The 19,430-nt window shown below is 62.0% G+C and carries 17 protein-coding genes; 11 read left to right on the forward strand and 6 right to left on the reverse strand.

From position 1 onward, the window contains the following. Positions 1–202 precede the first annotated feature (202 nt). From H3028_RS16275 to H3028_RS16285, 3 genes are read left to right on the forward strand one after another with little or no spacing between them, the layout of a single operon-like run. Positions 203–1,186, forward strand: a complete 984-nt coding sequence (locus H3028_RS16275) for a M23 family metallopeptidase (protein ID WP_181298384.1) — start codon at positions 203–205, stop codon at positions 1,184–1,186. Continuing rightward, a complete protein-coding gene (locus H3028_RS16280) occupies positions 1,167–1,523 on the forward strand; it encodes a hypothetical protein (protein WP_181298282.1) in 357 nt (118 codons plus the stop codon). The genes H3028_RS16275 and H3028_RS16280 overlap by 20 nt, the downstream gene beginning before the upstream one ends. Before the next feature lie 16 nt (positions 1,524–1,539). Beyond that, a complete protein-coding gene (locus H3028_RS16285) occupies positions 1,540–1,965 on the forward strand; it encodes a polymer-forming cytoskeletal protein (protein ID WP_181298283.1) in 426 nt (141 codons plus the stop codon). A gap of 72 nt (positions 1,966–2,037) precedes the next feature. Here the strand turns inward: H3028_RS16285 and H3028_RS16290 are convergent, their stop codons facing one another. The 6 genes from H3028_RS16290 to gatC all read right to left on the reverse strand — a co-directional run bounded on the left by H3028_RS16290 (position 2,038) and on the right by gatC (position 8,041). After that, the gene (locus H3028_RS16290; RefSeq protein WP_181298284.1) at positions 2,038–3,126 is read right to left on the reverse strand and encodes a calcium/sodium antiporter; all 1,089 of its coding nucleotides are present in this window, start codon (positions 3,124–3,126) and stop codon (positions 2,038–2,040) included. Between the two features lie 33 nt (positions 3,127–3,159). Then, on the reverse strand, positions 3,160–4,245 hold the full coding sequence (locus tag H3028_RS16295; RefSeq protein ID WP_181298285.1) for a calcium/sodium antiporter: 1,086 nt from the start codon (positions 4,243–4,245) through the stop codon (positions 3,160–3,162). Between the two features lie 33 nt (positions 4,246–4,278). Beyond that, the gene (locus H3028_RS16300; RefSeq protein WP_181298286.1) at positions 4,279–4,659 is read right to left on the reverse strand and encodes a septal ring lytic transglycosylase RlpA family protein; all 381 of its coding nucleotides are present in this window, start codon (positions 4,657–4,659) and stop codon (positions 4,279–4,281) included. A gap of 171 nt (positions 4,660–4,830) precedes the next feature. Next, positions 4,831–6,276, reverse strand: coding sequence for an Asp-tRNA(Asn)/Glu-tRNA(Gln) amidotransferase subunit GatB (gatB, locus tag H3028_RS16305; protein WP_258237822.1), 1,446 nt, complete (start codon positions 6,274–6,276; stop codon positions 4,831–4,833). Positions 6,277–6,287: 11 nt separating this feature from the next. Beyond that, positions 6,288–7,739 carry an Asp-tRNA(Asn)/Glu-tRNA(Gln) amidotransferase subunit GatA gene (gene gatA, locus H3028_RS16310; protein ID WP_181298288.1) on the reverse strand — a complete coding sequence of 484 codons (1,452 nt, stop codon included), beginning with the start codon at positions 7,737–7,739 and terminating at the stop codon, positions 6,288–6,290. 14 nt (positions 7,740–7,753) lie between these two features. Then, the gene (gene gatC / locus H3028_RS16315) at positions 7,754–8,041 is read right to left on the reverse strand and encodes an Asp-tRNA(Asn)/Glu-tRNA(Gln) amidotransferase subunit GatC (RefSeq protein WP_181298289.1); all 288 of its coding nucleotides are present in this window, start codon (positions 8,039–8,041) and stop codon (positions 7,754–7,756) included. Positions 8,042–8,355: 314 nt separating this feature from the next. Between gatC and mreB the strand changes: the two genes are divergently transcribed. The 8 genes from mreB to tldD all read left to right on the forward strand — a co-directional run bounded on the left by mreB (position 8,356) and on the right by tldD (position 19,363). Next, positions 8,356–9,393 carry a rod shape-determining protein MreB gene (mreB, locus tag H3028_RS16320; RefSeq protein ID WP_181298290.1) on the forward strand — a complete coding sequence of 346 codons (1,038 nt, stop codon included), beginning with the start codon at positions 8,356–8,358 and terminating at the stop codon, positions 9,391–9,393. A gap of 127 nt (positions 9,394–9,520) precedes the next feature. Further along, positions 9,521–10,486: a rod shape-determining protein MreC gene (gene mreC / locus H3028_RS16325; RefSeq protein ID WP_181298291.1), complete on the forward strand. Its 966-nt coding sequence runs from the start codon at positions 9,521–9,523 to the stop codon at positions 10,484–10,486. Further along, the gene (mreD, locus tag H3028_RS16330; protein ID WP_181298292.1) at positions 10,483–10,971 is read left to right on the forward strand and encodes a rod shape-determining protein MreD; all 489 of its coding nucleotides are present in this window, start codon (positions 10,483–10,485) and stop codon (positions 10,969–10,971) included. The genes mreC and mreD overlap by 4 nt, the downstream gene beginning before the upstream one ends. Before the next feature lie 67 nt (positions 10,972–11,038). Then, positions 11,039–11,629: a nucleoside triphosphate pyrophosphatase gene (locus tag H3028_RS16335; protein ID WP_181298293.1), complete on the forward strand. Its 591-nt coding sequence runs from the start codon at positions 11,039–11,041 to the stop codon at positions 11,627–11,629. 87 nt (positions 11,630–11,716) lie between these two features. After that, a complete protein-coding gene (gene rng / locus H3028_RS16340; protein ID WP_168425543.1) occupies positions 11,717–13,174 on the forward strand; it encodes a ribonuclease G in 1,458 nt (485 codons plus the stop codon). A gap of 49 nt (positions 13,175–13,223) precedes the next feature. After that, positions 13,224–17,027, forward strand: coding sequence for a YhdP family protein (locus H3028_RS16345; protein WP_181298294.1), 3,804 nt, complete (start codon positions 13,224–13,226; stop codon positions 17,025–17,027). Positions 17,028–17,072: 45 nt separating this feature from the next. Continuing rightward, positions 17,073–17,918, forward strand: a complete 846-nt coding sequence (locus tag H3028_RS16350) for a carbon-nitrogen hydrolase family protein (protein WP_181298295.1) — start codon at positions 17,073–17,075, stop codon at positions 17,916–17,918. A gap of 2 nt (positions 17,919–17,920) precedes the next feature. Then, the gene (tldD, locus tag H3028_RS16355) at positions 17,921–19,363 is read left to right on the forward strand and encodes a metalloprotease TldD (protein WP_181298296.1); all 1,443 of its coding nucleotides are present in this window, start codon (positions 17,921–17,923) and stop codon (positions 19,361–19,363) included. Positions 19,364–19,430 lie beyond the last annotated feature (67 nt).

Consider the following 19,430-nt stretch of genomic DNA (forward strand, 5'->3'; position numbering starts at 1 on the left):
TCACGCCAGCCAGATACCCCAAACCCTTGGATACCGCTTATCGGTGTTGTGATCGATATCGGCTTTCTCGCTTAAGAAAGGCACTGGGGTAGTCGTAATCGTTCAATAGGCCTCAGAAAAAAATACCCGTTTCCGTCACATTGCCTCGGACAATTGATGGCTTGCCTACAGGGGTTGGCCGCCTTGTTTCTGAGAACTCATGATGCCGCTATTTACACCTACGAGTCGTTCGCTGACTCGCGATGCCAATCGCGTCGTCAACCTGCATCGCAAGCTCGGTCCCGGTCTGGCGTTGGTGCTGCTGCTGAATCTCGGCACTTTCGCAGGTGGCGTCTGGATTGGGCGGGACCTGGACGTCGCGCATGAGCCTATAAGCTTGGATGAGCCGAGTCTTGGCGATGAAGGGCGTTTCGCCATTGCGCGTGTCGGCAAGGTGGTCGGACGGCTGAAGTCGCTGGAGTCCGATGTGTTCGCGTTGCAGCAGATGGTGGGCGAGCAACGCATTCTGAGCGCGCAGCTCTCGGCGCTGGACCCGAGCCTGCTGCCATTGTTGATTCCAAAGGATTCGGCTCGTGGCAGCGCCGGGCAGGGCGGCGTTTTACTGCCGCCGCAGGGCTGCTCGGGCGAGCTGCTGCTGGCGCCCGATAGCGTATCGCTGGCTGACCTGGAGCGCACCGAGACGTCCGCGAGTTGCATGCGTGCGGTATTGGATGAACTGATGCAGCGTGTGGCCGAACGCAACGCGGCGCTCATGGCGATTCCTTCTCGTCGGCCGGTTGGTGCGGCGCGTCTGGGGTCAGCCTACGGCAACCGCATCGATCCGTTTAAAAAGCAGGCCGCTTTCCATTCGGGAGTGGATTTTTCGTTGCGCTCCGGCTCGGATGTGCTCGCCGCCGCAGGTGGTCGGGTTCGCTTCGCCGGCACTCGTGGCGGGTACGGCAAGCTGGTGGTAATCGACCACGGCAACCAGCTCGTGACTCGCTATGCGCATCTGTCACGGATGCATGTGAAAAGAGGCGATGTGGTCACGCCAGAACAGCTGATCGGAGCCGTCGGATCTACCGGACGCTCCACCGGCCCACACCTTCATTTCGAAGTGCTGCACAAGGGACGATTTGTCGACCCTCAGCGTTTCCTTGCCCTGGGTGATCTGGAGCGGGTCAGCGATGCTCTGGCTGAAGACTAGAGCGCCCGATACGCGCCAGCTGGTCCGAGCCGAGCACCGTCTGCTGATCGCGCGCCGGTCGCGCTCGTGGCTCTGGGTAGTCTTGGTAATGCTCTGCATGATCGCTGCGTTGGTGAATCTGCGTATCAGCGAGGGTGCAGCGCACGAGCAGCAGTTCGCCGCACTGGCGGCGGAGAACCAGTCGCTTCAGGACGCGCTCGCACAAAGCCTGCTTCAGCATGAAGAAGCCGAGGCGACACAGGAGCAACTGCTCGGGCGTATCGCCAAGTTATCCGCGCAGATCGAGCGTTTGCAGACAGACCTGGCGTTTTTCCGCCAGCAGAAAGACGCCCGCTAATTCATTGGAGTAGACGATGTTCAACAAGAAGAAACCGGTGCCTCGGGTCATCATCGACCAGTTCTCGAGTTTGATCTCTGACAACGTCTCGCTGGCCGGCGATATGGCATTTGAAGAGGGGTTGAAGGTCAGTGGCACGGTGCGCGGCAACGTCTGCCACAAGCCCGGGACACACAGCCTTCTCGCACTGAGCGCCGAAGGACGAATCGAGGGCAACGTCAGCAGCTACGATGCGCTGATCGATGGCACTATCGTTGGCGACCTGGTTGTCGAACACCTACTCGAACTGCATTCCAACGCGCGAGTGCGCGGCAATATCCGCTATCGTCAGTTGAGCATGGAGAACGGTGCCGTCGTCGACGGCACGCTCAATCGAATGGATGCCGACGAGGACACCGCGCAAGTCGTCGAGCTGCCGCGGCTGCAGGTTCGCGAAGGCTGAAACGAGGGGCTGCCGGACGCAATCCAACAGTCTCTTAGCTGGTTCAAGTCGCTTCGCAGGAGCGCTATCGGATCAGCGCTGCTGCTTCCAGGCGCGGCTGGCGATCACCAGCAAAGTCACCGCAGTCAGCGGCACCGCATAGCCTATCATCGCGTCGCCAAAGGTTTCGGCAAAGGGACGCCCGGTGCTGGCCATTACCAGGTAAACCGTATAGGCGACGTAGTAGGCCACAAACAGCAGACCCTCCCAGCGGTTGATGCTGTAGCCGGTGAAAAAGATTGGCAGGCACGCCAGCGCTACCGCGATCATGACCGGGAAGTCGAAGGCCAGCGCGCTAGCGGCCACGCTGATCGCCTGCGGCGAAACCAGCGAGGCCAGGCCCAGTACGCATAGCAGGTTGAAAATATTGCTGCCGACAATGTTGCCCACGGCGATGTCGCGCTCACCGCGGATGGCGGCGAGAATCGAGGTCGCCAGTTCCGGGAGCGAGGTACCCACGGCAATGACGGTCAAGCCGATCACCAACTCCGACAGGCCCAGCGCCCGGGCCAGCGACACGGCGCCCTCCACCAGAAAGTTCGAGCCGGTTACCAGCAGCACCAGGCCGGCAAGTACCAGGCCCGCGTTGATCAGGCTGGCGTAGGGTTTGGGTTTGGCATGGAGGCCGAATTCCTTGGTGAACTCATCGTCAGCGGTTGCGGCTGCATTGGAGCGACGGCTGCTGACGATCAGGAACAGCGTATAACCGATCACAGCGGAAAACAGCAGCGCACCATCGAGGCGACTGAGCGCGCCATCCCATGCCAGGGCATAGGTAATCAGACTGGCGCCGATCATGATCGGTACGTCGAGGCGAATCAGCTGACGAGAGACGATCAGCGGCGCAATCAGCGACGTCATACCGAGAATCAGCAGCACGTTGGCGATGTTGCTCCCAAGCACGTTGCCGATGGCGATATCACCGCTGCCATTCAGTGATGCTTGCACGCTCACCGCCGTCTCCGGCGCACTGGTGCCGAAGGCGACCACGGTAAGCCCGATGATCAGTGGTGGGATGCCGAACTGCGCGGCCAGCTTGGCCGCGCCGCGCACCAATACTTCGGCGCCGGCGACAAGCAGCACCAGGCCGGCTATCAAGTACACAAACGTCATCAAGGTCACGAAAAGGTTGCTCCAGGAAGGGAAGGCAGAGGCTCAGCGCTGGTGTTTCCAGGCGCGCAGAAAGATCACCAAAAGCGTGACAACGGTCAAGGGCAAAACGTACCAGGTCATTGCATGGCGTAACAGGTTGATAGCCGGCAGGCCCGTGGAGAACATCACCAGATAAAGCGTATAGGCGAAGTAATAGCCTAGGAACATCGTGCCTTCCCAGCGGTTGATGCGGTATCCGGAGAAAAAAATCGGCAGGCAGGCCGCAAACACCGCGAGCATGACCGGCAGGTCGAAGGCCAGCGCATTAGGCGAGATGGACAGGCCGTCGGATGAAACTAGCGCCCCGGCGCCCAGTACCAACAGCAGATTGAAAATGCAGCTGCCAACGACATTGCCCACGGCGATATCCCGTTCGCCGCGGTAAACCGCCAGCAGCGAGGTCGCCAACTCTGGCATTGAGGTCCCGACGGCGATTACGGTGAGGCCGATCACCAGTTCTGACAGGCCAAGCGCACGCGCCAGGGCCACCGCTCCCTCGATCAGCAGGTTGGAGCCGAGCACCAGCAGACCCAACCCAAGCAGGACCAGCAGTAGTTGGATCGCCCAGCCGAATGGCTTGGCCCGGTCCTCCGGGCCGTACTCAATGTTGAATTCGTCCTTTTGCGCGCGCTGCTTGTCGCGCTGGCTGGCGATGACCAGGAACAGCGTGTAGAGCAGCAGAAGCGTCAGCAGAATGCAGCCGTCCAGCCGGCTGACGTTGCCATTCCACGCGAGCGCAACGGTCAGTAGCCCAGCGCCGATCATCACCGGCACGTCGAGGCGCACAAGCTGGCGTGATACCAGCAGCGGCGCCACCAGTGCCGATAGCCCGAGGATCAGGAGAATGTTGGCAATATTGCTACCGATCACGTTGCCGACGGCAATGTCGCCATTGCCGTTCATGGAGGCCTGGATGCTCACTGCCGTTTCCGGGGCGCTGGTGCCAAACGCGACGACGGTCAGGCCGATGATCAATGGCGAGATGCCGAAGCGTGCCGCCAGTTTCGCCGCGCCGCGTACCAGTGCCTCCGCACCTACTACCAGCAAGACCAGCCCGCCGATCAGGTAGGCGAATATCATCAAACTCATCAAAGCTCCGTGTGATTGAATCTGCGGGTTCTGTCAGTTCACTTCTTCGATCTTCACGTCGACAATGCCGTCTTCGAGCAGGTCGAGCCTGGCGGCGGCGACCCGCGAGAGGTCGATGATGCGTCCCGGCTCGAAGGGGCCGCGATCAACGATACGCACCGTGACCTGCTTGCCATTGTCCAGGTTGGTTACCTTCACCCGCGTGCCGAATGGCAAGGTCTTGTGCGCGGCGACCAATTCGTTCTGATTAAAGGTCTCGCCGCTGGCGGTCTCCTCGCCATGAAAGCCGCGCGCGTAATAAGAGGCCTTGCCCTGCTGGGTAAAGGTGGTCCCGGCTTTAGAGTGAGCATCCTGATTGTCGCCGCAGCCACCAAACAGGCCGAGGAACAGCGGAACAAGCAGCAGTCTTCGCATGAGCCAATCCTTCCGGGCGGGACCAATCTGATGCCGGCCAGCGGATGGGTTCTATGGCCTTCGAAAAACTTTGAGCGCTAATGGACGCAGCCGTTCAACGGTTTGGTGGGTGGTTGCAAATGCTGCGGTCCAATGGAAACGAGGCGGCCCTGGGCGGGCCGCCTCGCCCGATCAGCCCTCGAGCTTGGTCTTGAGCAGTTGGTTGACCTGTGCAGGATTGGCCTTGCCCTTGGACGCCTTCATCGCCTGGCCGACGAAGAAGCCGAACATCTTTCCGCGCTTGGCTTCGTCGCTGGCGCGGTATTGCTCGACCTGCTCGGCGTTGGCAGCGAGCACCTCATCCAGCATCTTTTCGATGGCGCCGGAATCAGTCACCTGCTTGAGGCCCTTCTTCTCGATGATATCGTCTGCCGAGCCTTCGCCGGCGGCCATGGCCTCGAACACCATCTTGGCGATCTTGCCGCTGATGGTGTTGTCCTTGATGCGCTGGATCATGCCGCCTAGGTGCTCGGCTGATACTGGCGACTGGTCAATCTCAAGATTGTCCTTGTTGAGCAGGCTGGAGAGTTCGCCCATGACCCAGTTGGCGGCCAGCTTGGCGTCACCGCAAACCTTCTGCACCGCTTCGAAGTAATCGGCCATTTCCCGGCTCGCGGCCAGCACGTCGGCGTCGTAGGCGGACAGGCTGAATTCGCGCTGGAAGCGCTCGCGCTTCTCCACCGGCAGTTCCGGCAGGCTGGCGCGTACTTCGTCGAGGAAGCGCTGCTCGATGACCACCGGCAACAGGTCGGGGCAAGGGAAGTAGCGGTAGTCGTTGGCTTCTTCCTTGCTGCGCATGGAGCGCGTTTCGTCCTTGTTCGGGTCGTACAGGCGGGTTTCCTGAACGACCTTGCCACCATCCTCGATCAGCTCGATCTGCCGCTGCACTTCGTGGTTGATTGCCTTTTCGATGAAGCGGAACGAGTTGACGTTCTTGATCTCGGCACGAGTACCGAACTCGGCTTGTCCTTTCGGACGCACCGACACGTTGCAGTCGCAGCGCAGCGAGCCTTCGGCCATGTTGCCGTCACAAATGCCGAGGTAACGCACCAGGGCATGGACGGCTTTGACGTAGGCTACTGCTTCCTTGGCGCTGCGGATGTCCGGTTCGGAGACGATCTCCAGCAGTGGCGTGCCGGCACGGTTGAGGTCAATGCCGCTCATGCCGTGGAAATCTTCATGCAGGCTCTTGCCGGCGTCTTCTTCCAGATGCGCACGGGTGATGCCGATGCGCTTCTGCGTGCCGTCTTCCAGGGTGATGTCGAGGAAGCCTTTGCCGACGATGGGGTGGTCCATCTGGCTGGTCTGGTAACCCTTGGGCAGGTCCGGGTAGAAGTAATTCTTGCGCGCGAAGATGTTCTTCCCGGCGATCTCGGCATCGATCGCCAAGCCGAATTTGCAGGCCATGCGCACGGCTTCTGCGTTGAGCACCGGCAGGGTGCCCGGCATGCCCAAATCAACCAGGCTGGCCTGGGTGTTGGGTTCGGCGCCGAATGTGGTGGCACTGCCGGAGAAAATCTTCGATTGAGTAGCGAGCTGTGCGTGAATCTCCAGCCCGATTACGGTTTCCCATTGCATCATCAATCTCCTCAGAACCCGGCCGGTGCTTGTTTGTGCCACTCGGTGACCTGTTGGTACTGGTGCGCAACATTGAGCAGGCGACCTTCCTCGAAGTACGGCGCGAGCAGCTGAACGCCTACCGGCAGGCCGTCGATAAATCCCGCCGGCATCGAGATCCCTGGGATCCCCGCGAGATTGGCGGTGATGGTGTAGATGTCTTCGAGGTAGGCGGAGACCGGGTCGGCGTTCTTCTCGCCGAGCTTCCAGGCCAGGTTCGGTGTGGTCGGGCCGAGAATCACGTCGACCTCATCGAAGGCGCTGACGAAGTCGTTCTTGATCAGGCGGCGGATCTTCTGCGCCTTCAGGTAGTAGGCGTCGTAGTAACCGGCCGAGAGCGCATAGGTGCCGACCATGATGCGCCGTTTGACCTCGTCGCCGAACCCCTCGGCGCGGGAGCGTTTGTAGAGATCGGTCAGGTCGACCGGGTTCTCGCAGCGGTAGCCGAAGCGCACGCCATCGAAACGCGACAGGTTCGAGGAGGCCTCGGCAGGGGCGATCACATAATAGGACGGTATCGCGTGCTGCATGTTCGGCAGGCTGATGTCCTTCACTGTGGCGCCGAGCTTCTTCAGCTCCTCGACGCAGGCCATGACTGCCGTGGCAATCTTGGCATCCAGGCCATCGCCAAAGTATTCCTTCGGCAGACCAATGCGCAGGCCAGTCAGTGGCTTGGTCAGAGCGGCCAGGTAATCGTCCAACGGCTGGTCGACACTGGTCGAATCCTTCGGATCAAAGCCGGCCATGGCGCCTAGCATCAACGCACAGTCCTCGGCGGTGCGGGCCAGTGGGCCGCCCTGGTCGAGGCTTGAGGCATAGGCGATCATGCCCCAGCGCGAGACGCGTCCGTAGGTGGGCTTGAGGCCGGTGAGGTTGGTCAGTGCGGCGGGCTGACGGATCGAACCGCCGGTGTCGCTGCCGGTTGCCGCCGGTAGCAGGCGCGCGGCAACTGCCGCCGCCGAGCCGCCGGAGGAGCCGCCAGGGACGCGGGTCGGATCCCAGGGGTTCTTCACTGCGCCGTAGAAACTCGACTCGTTGGCCGAGCCCATGGCGAATTCGTCCATGTTCAGCTTGCCCAGCGACACCGCGCCCGCGGCGGCGAGCCGCTCGACGACCGTAGCGTCATAGGGCGATTTGAAACCATCGAGGATCTTCGAGCCGCAGCTGGTACGCACACCATTAGTGCAGAACAGGTCCTTGTGACCGATCGGCGCGCCCAGCAGCGCGCCGTTCTCGCCATCGGCGCGGCGGGCATCGGCGGCTTTCGCCTGGGCAAGCGCCTGTTCCTCGGTGACGGTGATAAAACTGTTCAGTTGCGGGTCGAGCGTCTGGATGCGCTCGAGTAGCGAGCGGGTCAGCTCTTCTGCCGAAAAGCGCTTGTCGGCCAGCGCACGGGCGATCTCGGCGAGGGTCAGTTGATGCATGTCGGCGTCCTTCATTACTCGATCACCCGTGGAACCAGGTACAGGCCGTCTTCCACGGCCGGTGCGATCGCCTGATAGGCGTCGCGCTGGTTATGCTCGGTGACTTCATCTGCACGCAGACGCTGGTGGGTTTCCAGCGGATGGGCGAGCGGCTCGATGCCGGTGGTGTCGACCGCTTGCATGCGGTCGATCAGACCGAGGATGTTGTTCAGGGTCTCGGTGGTGCGGGGCAGGTCGTTTTCATTCAGGCCCAGGCGGGCCAGATGAGCGATCTTTTCCACCTCGGAGCGTTCAAGCGCCATCGGGATTCTCCAGCGGGAAGCGAGTCGAGTACACCTTCCGTCGGCTAAGGCCGACGCAAGCGCAGCAGCGGTCGAGCCGCGGCGGTGGGCATTCGAGCCCGGAAAAGCCATCAATCTTACATGCCTACGGCACTTGTCGGTAGCATGGCCGCGGCTTGCGGTCCGTCCGGCTATTTATCGCATCTGTTCATTTTTCGAGCAGTGGCTCACGTCTGGCCCGATGAGCGCCGACGTGCGCCTTGCCCTAAGTTCCCACCATTGTTAGAGTTTGCGGCACTTTTTTCCCCACGCGTTTGCCCCAGGGCCCTTTCTCCATGTTCAAGAAACTGCGTGGCATGTTTTCCAGCGATTTGTCGATCGACCTGGGCACTGCCAATACCCTTATTTATGTGCGCGATCGTGGCATCGTCTTGAACGAGCCGTCTGTGGTTGCCATCCGCTCCCACGGCAACCAGAAAAGTGTCGTCGCGGTCGGCACCGACGCCAAACGCATGCTCGGCCGTACCCCTGGCAACATCAACGCCATCCGCCCGATGAAAGACGGCGTGATCGCAGACTTCAGCGTCTGCGAAAAGATGCTGCAGTACTTCATCAACAAGGTTCACGAAAACAGCTTTCTGCAGCCCAGCCCTCGCGTTCTGATCTGTGTTCCGTGCAAATCCACGCAGGTCGAGCGCCGTGCAATTCGTGAGTCGGCCCTCGGTGCCGGCGCGCGCGAAGTCTTCTTGATCGAGGAGCCGATGGCGGCCGCCATCGGTGCCGGCCTGCCCGTCGACGAAGCCCGCGGTTCGATGGTTGTAGATATCGGTGGCGGCACCACCGAGATCGCGCTGATTTCGCTCAACGGCGTGGTCTACGCTGAATCCGTACGTGTTGGCGGCGATCGCTTCGACGAGTCCATCGTGACCTATGTGCGTCGCAACTACGGCAGCCTGATCGGCGAATCCACCGCCGAGCGCATCAAGCAGGAAATCGGCACTGCATTCCCGAGCAGCGATATTCGCGAAGTCGACGTTCGCGGGCGTAACCTGGCCGAAGGTGTACCGCGCAGCTTCACCCTCAACTCCAATGAAGTCCTTGAGGCGCTTCAGGAATCCCTGGCGACCATCGTCCAGGCGGTTAAGAGTGCCCTGGAGCAATCGCCACCCGAGCTGGCGTCGGATATCGCCGAGCGCGGTCTGGTGCTGACCGGCGGCGGTGCGTTGTTGCGTGACCTTGACAAGCTGTTGGCACAAGAGACCGGTCTGCCGGTCATCGTCGCCGAAGAGCCGTTGACCTGCGTCGCTCGCGGTGGCGGTCGGGCGCTCGAAATGATGGACCGTCATGCCATGGACCTGCTGTCCACGGAGTGAGCTACAAGCGATAAGCTCCAAGCGCAAGCCGAAAGCAGGGTCAGCTCTGCTCTCGGCTTGTCGCGTTTAGTTTGAAGCCTGCAGCTGTGAGGACTCGTCAATCAAACCACTATTCGCCAAAGGACCCATGCTCGGAGTGCGCCTGCTGGTGCTTTCCGTGCTCTGTGTCGCGCTGATGGTGGTCGACGCCCGCTTCGAGACGCTGAAGCCCTTGCGCAGCCAGATGGGGCTGGTGCTGACGCCTTTCTACTGGCTGGCCGACCTGCCGGTGCGTACCTGGCAGCGTGCAACCGAGCAGATCAGCAGCAGTACCAGCCTGGTGGCCGAAAACGAAAAGCTCAAGGCCGAGGCGCTGCTGATGCAGCGGCGCCTGCAAAAGCTGGCGATGCTGACCGAACAGAATGTGCGCCTGCGTGAGCTGCTCAACTCTGCAGCGCTGGTCGATGACAAGGTGATCGTCGGCGAGCTTATCGGCCTGGATCCCAATCCTTTTACACACCGCATTCTTGTCGACAAAGGCGAGCGCGACGGCGTGTTTCTCGGCCAGCCAGTGCTCGACGCCAGTGGATTGATGGGGCAGGTCGTCGAAGTCATGCCCTACGCCGCCAGGGTGCTGTTGCTGACGGACGTGACCCATAGCATTCCGGTGCAGGTCAATCGCAACGGTCTGCGGGCGATCGCTGTCGGCACAGGCAGTCCCGACTATCTCGAGTTACGTCATGTCGCCGAGACAGCCGATATCAAAAAAGGTGATCTGCTGGTCAGTTCCGGGCTGGGGCAGCGCTTTCCCAGCGGCTACCCGGTTGCTCAGGTCACCGAGGTGGTGCGCGGCTCCGGTCAGCCATTCCTCATCGTCCGCGCCATTCCCACCGCCATGCTTAACCGCAGCCGCTATCTTTTGCTGGTCTTCAGCGATTCGCGGAGTCCCGAAGAGCGTGCCACGGCCGCTGCGCAAGCGCAGGAGTCGGCCGATCGCGAGGCCGCCGAGCAGGCGGCACCTGCCCCCAATGAAGCGGCAGCGGAATCGCAAGAGCCCGAGATCGCCCCGGCTGCAGCGGGCGCGGCGGCACCGGCAAGCGAGGTGCAACCATGATCAACGGGCGGCCGAATAACGGCTGGGTCATCTGGCTATCGCTAATGCTGGCGTTGCTGCTCAGCGTGGCACCCATGCCAGCGAGCTTCGGGCTAGCGCGTCCCCTCTGGCTCGGCATGTTCATCGCTTACTGGGCGATCGCGTTGCCCCACCGCGGCGGTATGGGCGCGGCGTTTTTCTTCGGGCTGATGCTCGATGTCCTGTCCGGCACGTTGCTCGGGCAGAACGGTCTTCCGCTGATCCTGATCACCTTCCTGGTGCTGAGTCTGCAGCAGCGCCTGCGCATGTTCCCATTGCTGCAGCAGAGCTTGGTGCTATTGGTGATTCTGGGGATCGCTCAACTGGTGCAGCTGTGGCTCAACACGCTGACTGGCAATCGCCCGCCGACGCTGCTGTTCCTCATCCCTGTGCCGGTCAGCGCGCTGCTCTGGCCCTGGGTATTCGTCGCCCTGCAATGGGCTCGGCGTCGCTTCAACGTCTACTGAGCCGCCGTGCTTTCGGGCATCGCCTGGATATGCGAACCTGCTTCGCTCTTTTCCCCAAGGAGCCGGCATGCCTGCATTGTTTCTCGCCTCCGCGTCACCACGACGCCGTGAACTGCTGACGCAGATCGGCGTTCCGTTTTCCCTGCTTTCGGTTTCCATCGACGAGACGCCCGCTTTAGCGGAATCGCCAGATATCTACGTGCAGCGCCTGGCGCGCGAGAAAGCGTTGGCGGGCCTGGCGCTGGCCGGGGATGCCTCGGCCTGCGTGCTGGGCGCCGATACCACGGTGGTGCTGGATCAGCAGATTCTCGGCAAGCCGGCCGACAAAGCGGACGCGCTAGTGATGCTGCAGGCGTTGTCCGGCCGCGAGCATCAGGTGATGACTGCGGTCGCGCTGGCCAGCCAGTCGGGCTGCGTGGTTCGGCTGGTCACCAGTCGGGTACGCTTCCGCTCGATTCGGCCCGACGAGATGGAGGCCTATTGGGCCAGCGGCGAGCCGCAGGACAAAGCGGGCAGCTACGCCATTCAGGGTTGGGGCGCAATTTTCGTCAGCGCGTTGGAGGGCAGCTACTCGGGCGTCGTCGGCCTGCCGTTATGCGAAACGGCACAGATGCTCGCCGCACATGGGATCGAGTACTGGACTAAAAGCTCCGTTTAGAGCCTGTGGCTTGGCGGCGTATGCCGTTAGAATCGAACCAATCCGTCAGCTTCGGCTGGTTCATCCGCCCATCGGCCGAGAATAACAATGAGCGAAGAGATCCTGATGAACATCACCCCCATGGAATCGCGGGTGGCGGTGGTGGAGAACGGTGTCCTGCAGGAGGTGCATGTCGAGCGCACCCAGCGTCGCGGCATCGTTGGCAACATCTACAAGGGCAAGGTGGTGCGGGTGCTCCCCGGCATGCAGGCGGCGTTTGTCGACATCGGCCTGGAACGCGCCGCCTTTATTCATGCTTCGGAAATATCCAGTCGTGAAGGCAACGCGGTCGAACCCATCAGCGCGCTGGTCCATGAGGGGCAGGCGCTGGTGGTGCAAGTCACCAAGGACCCGATCGGTACCAAGGGCGCGCGGCTGACCACGCAGTTGTCGATACCCTCACGCTATCTGGTCTACATGCCCAAGACCAGCCATGTCGGGATCTCCCTGCGCATCGAAGAAGAAGCCGAGCGTGACCGACTCAAACAGGTGGTCGCCGAGTGCGTCGCGGCCGAAGGCATCAAGGAAACTGGCGGGTTCATCCTGCGCACCGCCGCCGAGGGGGCCGGCAGCGATGAAATCCTCATGGACATTCGCTATCTGCGCCGCCTGTGGGAACAGATCGACGGCCAGATGAAAACCGCCGGCGCGCCCTCGGTCATCTATGAAGATCTGTCGCTCGCCATGCGCACCCTCCGCGACCTGGTCAATCCGCGTATCGAGAAGATTCGCATCGACTCGCGCGAGAACTTCCAGAAGGTCAGCCAGTTCGTCGGCGAGCTGATGCCTGAGCTGAGTGAACATCTTGAGCATTACCCAGGCGAACGGCCGATCTTCGATCTCTATAGCGTCGAGGACGAGATCCAGAAGGCGCTCGAACGCAAGGTCATGCTCAAGTCCGGCGGTTACCTGATCATCGACCCGGCCGAGGCGATGACCACCATCGATGTAAATACTGGCGCCTTTGTTGGTCATCGGACGCTTGAGGAAACCATCTTCAAGACTAACCTGGAGTCGGCCACCGCCATTGCTCGCCAGTTGCGGCTGCGCAATCTCGGCGGGATCATCATCATTGACTTCATCGACATGGAGGACGAGGAACATCGGCGGCAGGTCTTGCGTACGCTGGAAAAGCAGCTGGAGCGTGACCACGCCAAGACCAACATCATCGGCATTACCGAGTTGGGCCTGGTTCAGATGACCCGCAAGCGCACGCGCGAGAGCCTTGAGCAGGTGCTGTGCGAGCCCTGCCTGTGCTGCCAAGGGCGCGGCAAGTTGAAAACGCCGGAAACCGTTTGCTACGAGATCTTCCGTGAAATCCTGCGCGAGGCGCGCGCCTACCAACCCGAAGGCTACCGTGTGCTGGCGAACCAGAAGGTTATCGATCGGCTGCTCGATGAGGAGTCGGGCAATGTGGCGGACCTCGAAAGCTTTATCGGTCGTTCGATCAAGTTCCAAGTCGAAACCATGTACTCCCAGGAACAGTACGACGTGGTGCTGCTCTGAATAGATGCAAACCTAGCCATCCGGCCCTGGAAGGGTGGAGCGCATCCGTATGAGTCGGCTTCTGGCCCTTGTGCTCGTTTTCCTGCGCCGCAGCCTCTGGCTGGGCGCAATCGGGCTGATGCTGCTTGCGCTCTATGTGAGTCTTGGCCGGCAATTGGTCCCGCTGGTAGCCGAGTATCGCCTCGAAATCCAGGACAAGGCGCATGAGCTGCTGGATATGCCGGTCGCGCTCGGCAGGCTGGAAGGTCGCTGGGAGGGCTTTTCGCCGCGGTTACTGGGGCACGATGTGATTCTAGGCGAAGGCGATGCAGCGGTGCGGCTGGATCGCCTGGCGTTGGTGCCGGACGTTGCGGCCACTCTCCTGTCCCGTCAGCTGCAACTGAAGGCCATCGAGTTCACCGGTGTCCATCTGAGTCTGGTGCAAAACGCCGAAGGCAAATGGCGTATCGATGGGCTGCCTGAACGCGACGAACAACCGCCGGCCGACCCGGCAAAGCTTTTTGCCGAGCTGCAGCGAATTCGAAGTCTGCGGCTTCTGGATAGCCAGATTACTTTCGAGGCGCATGCCGAAGCGCCGCTGACCCTGACGTATGCCAACCTGGAGCTGCGCATCGCCGGCGAGCGCTTGCGCCTGGATGGTCGTGTATTGCTGCCGAATGGCCAGCCACTGAGCCTGGGGGCCCAGGCGCAGGTGCAAACAAACGACTGGCAGGCCAGTGAGGCCAAGCTCTATCTGAGCCTGCCGCAGAGCGATTGGGCCGCCTGGGTGCCGGCGGGCCTGGCCGGCAGCTGGAGCCTTGAGCAGCTCCAGGCTGGCGGCGAGATATGGATTGACTGGCGCGCACAGGGATTGGCGCGGGCGGTGGCTCGATTGAATGCGCCGACACTGCAATTGAGGCGACAGCAACGTGATCCCGTGCTGATTGAGGATCTAGCTGTGAACGCTTATCTCGATCGGGCGGCTGATGGCTATCGCTTGCAGCTCGATGGCCTGGCCTTCACGCTCGAAGGGGAGCGCTGGCGGGATACCGCAGTAGTGATCCAACAACACGCCGCCGAAGATCGCTGGCGTCTGCAGGCCGATCACCTTGCTGTCGGGCCGGTGGCGGCTCTGGTTCACGCCGTGGCGCCATTGCCTGAGCTGGCAAACGAGTATCTGCTCGGGCTGGCACCGAGCGGGACGCTGCGCAATCTGCAGCTCGACTATCGCCCGGCGGCGCCCAGCGCCGAGCAATTGGTGTTCTCTGCCAATCTCGATTCGGTCAGCATCAGTGCACACAACTGGGTGCCTGCCGTGCGCAACGTCAGCGGCGCCGTACAGGGCACTCTTTCCGGGGGCGAGCTGCGTTTCGATAATCGTGATTTCGCGCTGCATCTGGCCCAGCTATTCCCGCGTCCCTGGGAGTACCATCGTGCCCGTGGCAGCCTACGCTGGACGCTGGATGACCAGGCCGTCACGCTCGCCGCGCCCTATCTGCAGGTCGACGGTGAAGAGGGGCGCATCGCCGGCGATTTCCTGATCCGCCTGATGCGCGATCCGGCGGTAGAAGATTACATGGACCTGCGGGTCGGCATCTCTGACGGGGATGCTCGCTACACGCAAAAGTATCTGCCGACACGTTCGCCCGCGCTGAGCCCGGCGTTGAGCGAGTGGCTGAATACGGCGATTCGCGGTGGCACGGTCGAGCAGGGCTACTTTCAGTATCAGGGCGCGCTGGCTGCGGGCGCTGACGACACCGCGCGGAGCCTGAGCCTCTATTTCAAGGTGAAAGATGCCGAGCTTGCGTTTCAACCCGGCTGGCCGGTGTTGCGCGAAGGTCGCGGCGAGGTGCTGATCGAAAATAGGGGCGTGCGGGTACGCCTGGCTGAGGCACGCATGCTCGACAGCCTTGTACATGACGCCACGGCCGAAGTTCCTCGCAACCGTGGCGCTCAGCCACTGCGGTTAGATGTCGAGGGTCAGGTGGATGGCTACCTGCGAGATGCGTTGGCGCTGATGCAGGTGGCGCCGATCGGCACCGGTGAACTGTTCGCCGGCTGGCGTGGTGATGGCCCGTTGAGCGGGACGCTCGAACTGGGTATTCCACTGGCCCAGGGCGGTCGGCCTCAGGTTGTGGCCGAGTTTGCCAGCAGCGATGCGTCACTGTTCATCGCGCAGGCGGATCTGCAGCTCGAAGCGCTGGGCGGTGAGTTTCGCTATGACAGTGAGCAAGGTTTCAGTGCAAAGACATTTCGTGGCCGTACGCTGGGCGCCTCGGTACAAGGCAAGGCAATCGCCACTGGAAAGCCAGGCAAGCCATCCACACGGATCGAGGCGTCCGGCACGGTAACGTTGGATCGCCTTCTGGCGTGGCGAAAAATCGAACAACCGCTGCCGGCTTCGGGGGATCTGCCGCTGCGGCTGACGCTTTTACTGGGCGGTACCGAGAACCGTCTTCAGGTGGATTCGTCGTTGTTGGGTACCGAGCTGGCGCTTCCGGCGCCGTTCGGCAAGGCATCCAAGGAGCGGCGCGATACCACGCTGCGAATGACCCTGGGTGGCGAGCGCCAGCGTTACACGCTCAGACACGACGCACTGGCGGCGCTGACCTTCGTCGCGCCGACCGGCAATTGGAGCGAGGGCGGCGGTGAACTGGTGTTGGGCGGCGCGGCGGCGAACCTGCGCACAGACCAGGGCCTTTATGTTCGCGGCGATATTTCGCGCTTCGATCTGAGCGAATGGCAAGCGCTGCTGGCGACCTACGGCGAGGCCTCGACGAATGAGACGGGGGCCTCGATGTTGCGCCAGGTCCAGCTCGATATCGGCACCTTCGAGGGCTTCGGCACTCAGATCGACAATCTCGGAGTCGCCGTGCAGCGACTTCCCACAGGCTGGTTGCTCGGACTGGATAGTGAGACCGTCATCGGCGCCGTTCGCCTGCCGGATAACGGCAGTGAGCCCATCGCGCTGGATCTGTCGCGATTGCGTCTGCCAGCGGCCGCCACGGATGAAACGCAGGCGCAGCCCAGCGATGCGCTGGCCGATGTCGATCCGAAGCGCCTGCCGGCCATGGATATTGCCGTAGCCGAGTTGCTGCGGGGCGAGGAGTCGCTGGGTGCATGGTCGTTGAAGGTGCGGCCGAGCGCGGAGGGGGTGGCGTTCTCAGATCTCGATCTGGATCTCAAGGGTTTGAAACTTGGTGGCAACGGTGGCTGGAGTGGATCGCGAACCTGGTACAAAGGGCGGCTGGAGGGGGCGAATCTCGCCGATGTACTGCTGGCCTGGGGTTTCGCGCCTTCAACTACCAGCGAGGATTTTCGCTTGGACGTGGACGCCAGCTGGCCGGGCTCGCCGGCATTCTTCGCGCTGAATCGGTTGTCCGGCCAACTCGACGCTCGGCTGCGTAATGGCCAACTTCGCGAGGTGGATGGCGGCGCGCAGGCGCTGCGGGTGTTTGGTCTGCTCAATTTCGATTCAATTGGTCGGCGGCTGCGACTGGACTTCTCGGATCTGTTCAGCAAGGGCTTGAGCTACGACCGGATCAAGGCCGAGCTGGTCGCGACCGACGGTATCTACGTGACCTCTCAGCCGCTGACGGTCACCGGGCCGTCCAGTAATCTGGAGCTGGATGGCAAGCTGGATCTGGTCAATGATCGTATCGATGCAAAGCTGCTGGTGACGCTTCCGGTCAGCAACAACTTGCCGCTGGCGGCATTGATTGTTGGCGCGCCGGCCATTGGCGGCGCCCTGTTCGTCGTCGACAAGTTGCTGGGGGACAAAGTCGCGCGCTTCGCGACGGTCCAATACAAGGTCGAGGGCCCTTGGCAGGCGCCCAAAATTACCTTCGACAAGCCTTTCGAGAAGCCCAACTGAGGATTGTTTTGTGCAGTTGGCCGAGCGTACGGAGAGTATCCATCCATGACCCTAGCCGTTATTCAGATGGTCAGCCAGGCCGACATCCAGGCGAATCTAGCGGTCGCCAGACGCTTGTTGGAGCAGGCCGCCGAGGCCGGTGCACGGCTCGCGGTGTTGCCGGAGAACTTCGCCGCTATGGGACGGACCGATCTGCCGGCGGTCGGCCGCGCCGAAGCCGAGGGGATCGGGCCGATACTGCCATGGTTGAAACGGACTGCACGTGACCTCAGGTTATGGATAGTCGCCGGCACGCTGCCGCTGCCACCTGATGACCAGCCGCAATCGAAGGTCCAGGCCTGCTCGCTGCTGGTCGATGATCAGGGCCAGCGCGTTGCGCGGTACGACAAGCTGCACCTGTTCGACGCTGAAGTCAGTGATGCGCGCGGGCGCTATCGGGAATCGGACGACTACGCGGCGGGAGAGCGCTTGGTGGTGGTCGATACACCGGTGGGCCGACTGGGCATGACGGTGTGTTACGACCTGCGTTTCGCCGAGCTGTATTCGGCGCTGCGACTGGCCGGTGCTGAGTTGATTAGCGCTCCTTCGGCTTTTACCAGCGTGACAGGCCAGGCGCATTGGGAGATGTTGATACGCACGCGGGCCATCGAGACTCAATGCTATATGCTGGCTGCAGCGCAGGGTGGCGAACACCCTGGCGGGCGGCTTACCCACGGTCATTCGTCTATCGTGGATCATTGGGGGAGTGTGCTGAGCAAACATACAACTGGCGAAGCGGCATTGGTTGCCGACCGAGACACTGCCGAACAGGCGGCTACGCGCCTGCGCATGCCAGTGCTGAGCCATCGCCGATTCACCGCGCCCCGCATTGTCTCGGGCACTTTGGAGTAGATATGAGTGAACTGTTGTTACCTGTCACCGAGCGCCTGCTGACGCCGGGCGGGCTGGGCCTCGACGATCTGCCAGGCTTGCTCGGCGAGCTGGCTGGTCCCGGTATCGATGCCGCAGATCTGTATTTTCAGGATCAGGTGACCGAGTCCTGGGTGCTGGAAGACGGCATCGTCAAAGAAGGCGGTTTTCACCTCGAGCAAGGCGTGGGCGTTCGCGCGCTGTCGGGCGAAAAGACCGGCTTCGCCTACAGCAATGCGATCACTGCCGATGCGCTGCGCCAGGCCGCCGAAGCGGCCCGCTCGATCGCCCGCGGCGGTCAGCAGGGCCGTGTTCAGGTGCTGTCGAAGGCCACCTTCACGTCGCTGTATGACCGGGACAACCCGCTGGATGGGCTCGGCCGGGCGGAAAAGGTCGAGCTGCTCAAGCGGATTGACGTCGCCACGCGGGCGCTGGATCCACGCATCAAACAGGTCACTGTGAGCCTGGCAGGCGTCTGGGAGCACATTCTGGTGGCCGGTCTGGACGGCGGCATGGCGGCCGATATACGCCCGCTGGTGCGCTTCAACGTCAGCGTCATCGTCGAACAGAGCGGGCGCCGCGAGCGCGGCGGGCATGGTGGCGGCGGACGTACCGGATATGATTACTTCCTCAGCGAAGACCGGGCGATGGGTTATGCCCGGGAGGCGCTGCGACAGGCACTGGTGAATCTCGAAGCCGTTGCGGCGCCAGCGGGTACTTTGCCGGTGGTGCTGGGGCCGGGCTGGTCGGGCGTGTTGCTGCACGAGGCCGTCGGTCACGGGCTGGAAGGCGATTTCAATCGCAAGGGCAGTTCGGCCTATAGCGGCCGAATCGGCCAGCAGGTCGCCTCCAAGCTGTGCACCATCGTCGATGATGGCACCCTGGCCAACCGCCGTGGCTCGCTGAGCGTCGATGACGAAGGCACACCGACTCAGTGCACCACGCTGATCGAGAACGGAATACTCAAAGGCTACATTCAAGACAAGCTTAACGCGCGCTTGATGGGCGTTGCTCCCACCGGCAACGGCCGGCGCGAATCATACGCGCACCTGCCGATGCCACGGATGACCAACACCTATATGCGGGCGGGCGAAAGCGACCCCGAGGAAATTATCCGCTCGGTGAAGAGGGGCATCTACTGCGCGAGCCTTGGCGGCGGGCAGGTGGACATCACCAGCGGCAAGTTTGTGTTTTCGACCAGTGAGGCCTATCTGATCGAAGACGGCAAGATTACCGCGCCAGTGAAAGGCGCTACCCTGATCGGCAACGGGCCGGAGGTGATGAACAAGGTTTCGATGGTCGGTACCGACCTGGCTCTGGACAGTGGTGTCGGCACCTGCGGCAAGGATGGCCAGTCGGTGCCGGTCGGCGTTGGTCAGCCGACCTTGAAGATAGACGGCATAACGGTGGGAGGAACAGGGGCCTGACGGATGCTTCAGCTTCAAGCCAGCGCGAGGTGCGCTTTGTTACTGTGTCGCTTGAAGCGTAAAGCTT

The organism is Pseudomonas sp. Q2-TVG4-2 (assembly GCF_013620795.1).
Lineage (GTDB): Bacteria > Pseudomonadota > Gammaproteobacteria > Pseudomonadales > Pseudomonadaceae > Stutzerimonas.

What these genes read in the sequence shown, in the direction of transcription:
- tldD (WP_181298296.1), top strand. Translation starts at nt 17,921, where the DNA reads ATGAGTGAACTGTTGTTACCTGTCACCGAGCGCCTGCTGACGCCGGGC.
- rng (WP_168425543.1), top strand. Translation starts at nt 11,717, where the DNA reads ATGAGCGAAGAGATCCTGATGAACATCACCCCCATGGAATCGCGGGTG.
- H3028_RS16275 (WP_181298384.1), top strand. Translation starts at nt 203, where the DNA reads ATGCCGCTATTTACACCTACGAGTCGTTCGCTGACTCGCGATGCCAAT.
- gatC (WP_181298289.1), bottom strand. Translation starts at nt 8,041, where the DNA reads ATGGCGCTTGAACGCTCCGAGGTGGAAAAGATCGCTCATCTGGCCCGC.
- mreB (WP_181298290.1), top strand. Translation starts at nt 8,356, where the DNA reads ATGTTCAAGAAACTGCGTGGCATGTTTTCCAGCGATTTGTCGATCGAC.
- H3028_RS16280 (WP_181298282.1), top strand. Translation starts at nt 1,167, where the DNA reads ATGCTCTGGCTGAAGACTAGAGCGCCCGATACGCGCCAGCTGGTCCGA.
- H3028_RS16345 (WP_181298294.1), top strand. Translation starts at nt 13,224, where the DNA reads ATGAGTCGGCTTCTGGCCCTTGTGCTCGTTTTCCTGCGCCGCAGCCTC.
- H3028_RS16350 (WP_181298295.1), top strand. Translation starts at nt 17,073, where the DNA reads ATGACCCTAGCCGTTATTCAGATGGTCAGCCAGGCCGACATCCAGGCG.
- gatB (WP_258237822.1), bottom strand. Translation starts at nt 6,276, where the DNA reads ATGCAATGGGAAACCGTAATCGGGCTGGAGATTCACGCACAGCTCGCT.
- H3028_RS16300 (WP_181298286.1), bottom strand. Translation starts at nt 4,659, where the DNA reads ATGCGAAGACTGCTGCTTGTTCCGCTGTTCCTCGGCCTGTTTGGTGGC.
- mreD (WP_181298292.1), top strand. Translation starts at nt 10,483, where the DNA reads ATGATCAACGGGCGGCCGAATAACGGCTGGGTCATCTGGCTATCGCTA.
- H3028_RS16335 (WP_181298293.1), top strand. Translation starts at nt 11,039, where the DNA reads ATGCCTGCATTGTTTCTCGCCTCCGCGTCACCACGACGCCGTGAACTG.
- gatA (WP_181298288.1), bottom strand. Translation starts at nt 7,739, where the DNA reads ATGCATCAACTGACCCTCGCCGAGATCGCCCGTGCGCTGGCCGACAAG.
- H3028_RS16285 (WP_181298283.1), top strand. Translation starts at nt 1,540, where the DNA reads ATGTTCAACAAGAAGAAACCGGTGCCTCGGGTCATCATCGACCAGTTC.
- H3028_RS16295 (WP_181298285.1), bottom strand. Translation starts at nt 4,245, where the DNA reads ATGAGTTTGATGATATTCGCCTACCTGATCGGCGGGCTGGTCTTGCTG.
- mreC (WP_181298291.1), top strand. Translation starts at nt 9,521, where the DNA reads ATGCTCGGAGTGCGCCTGCTGGTGCTTTCCGTGCTCTGTGTCGCGCTG.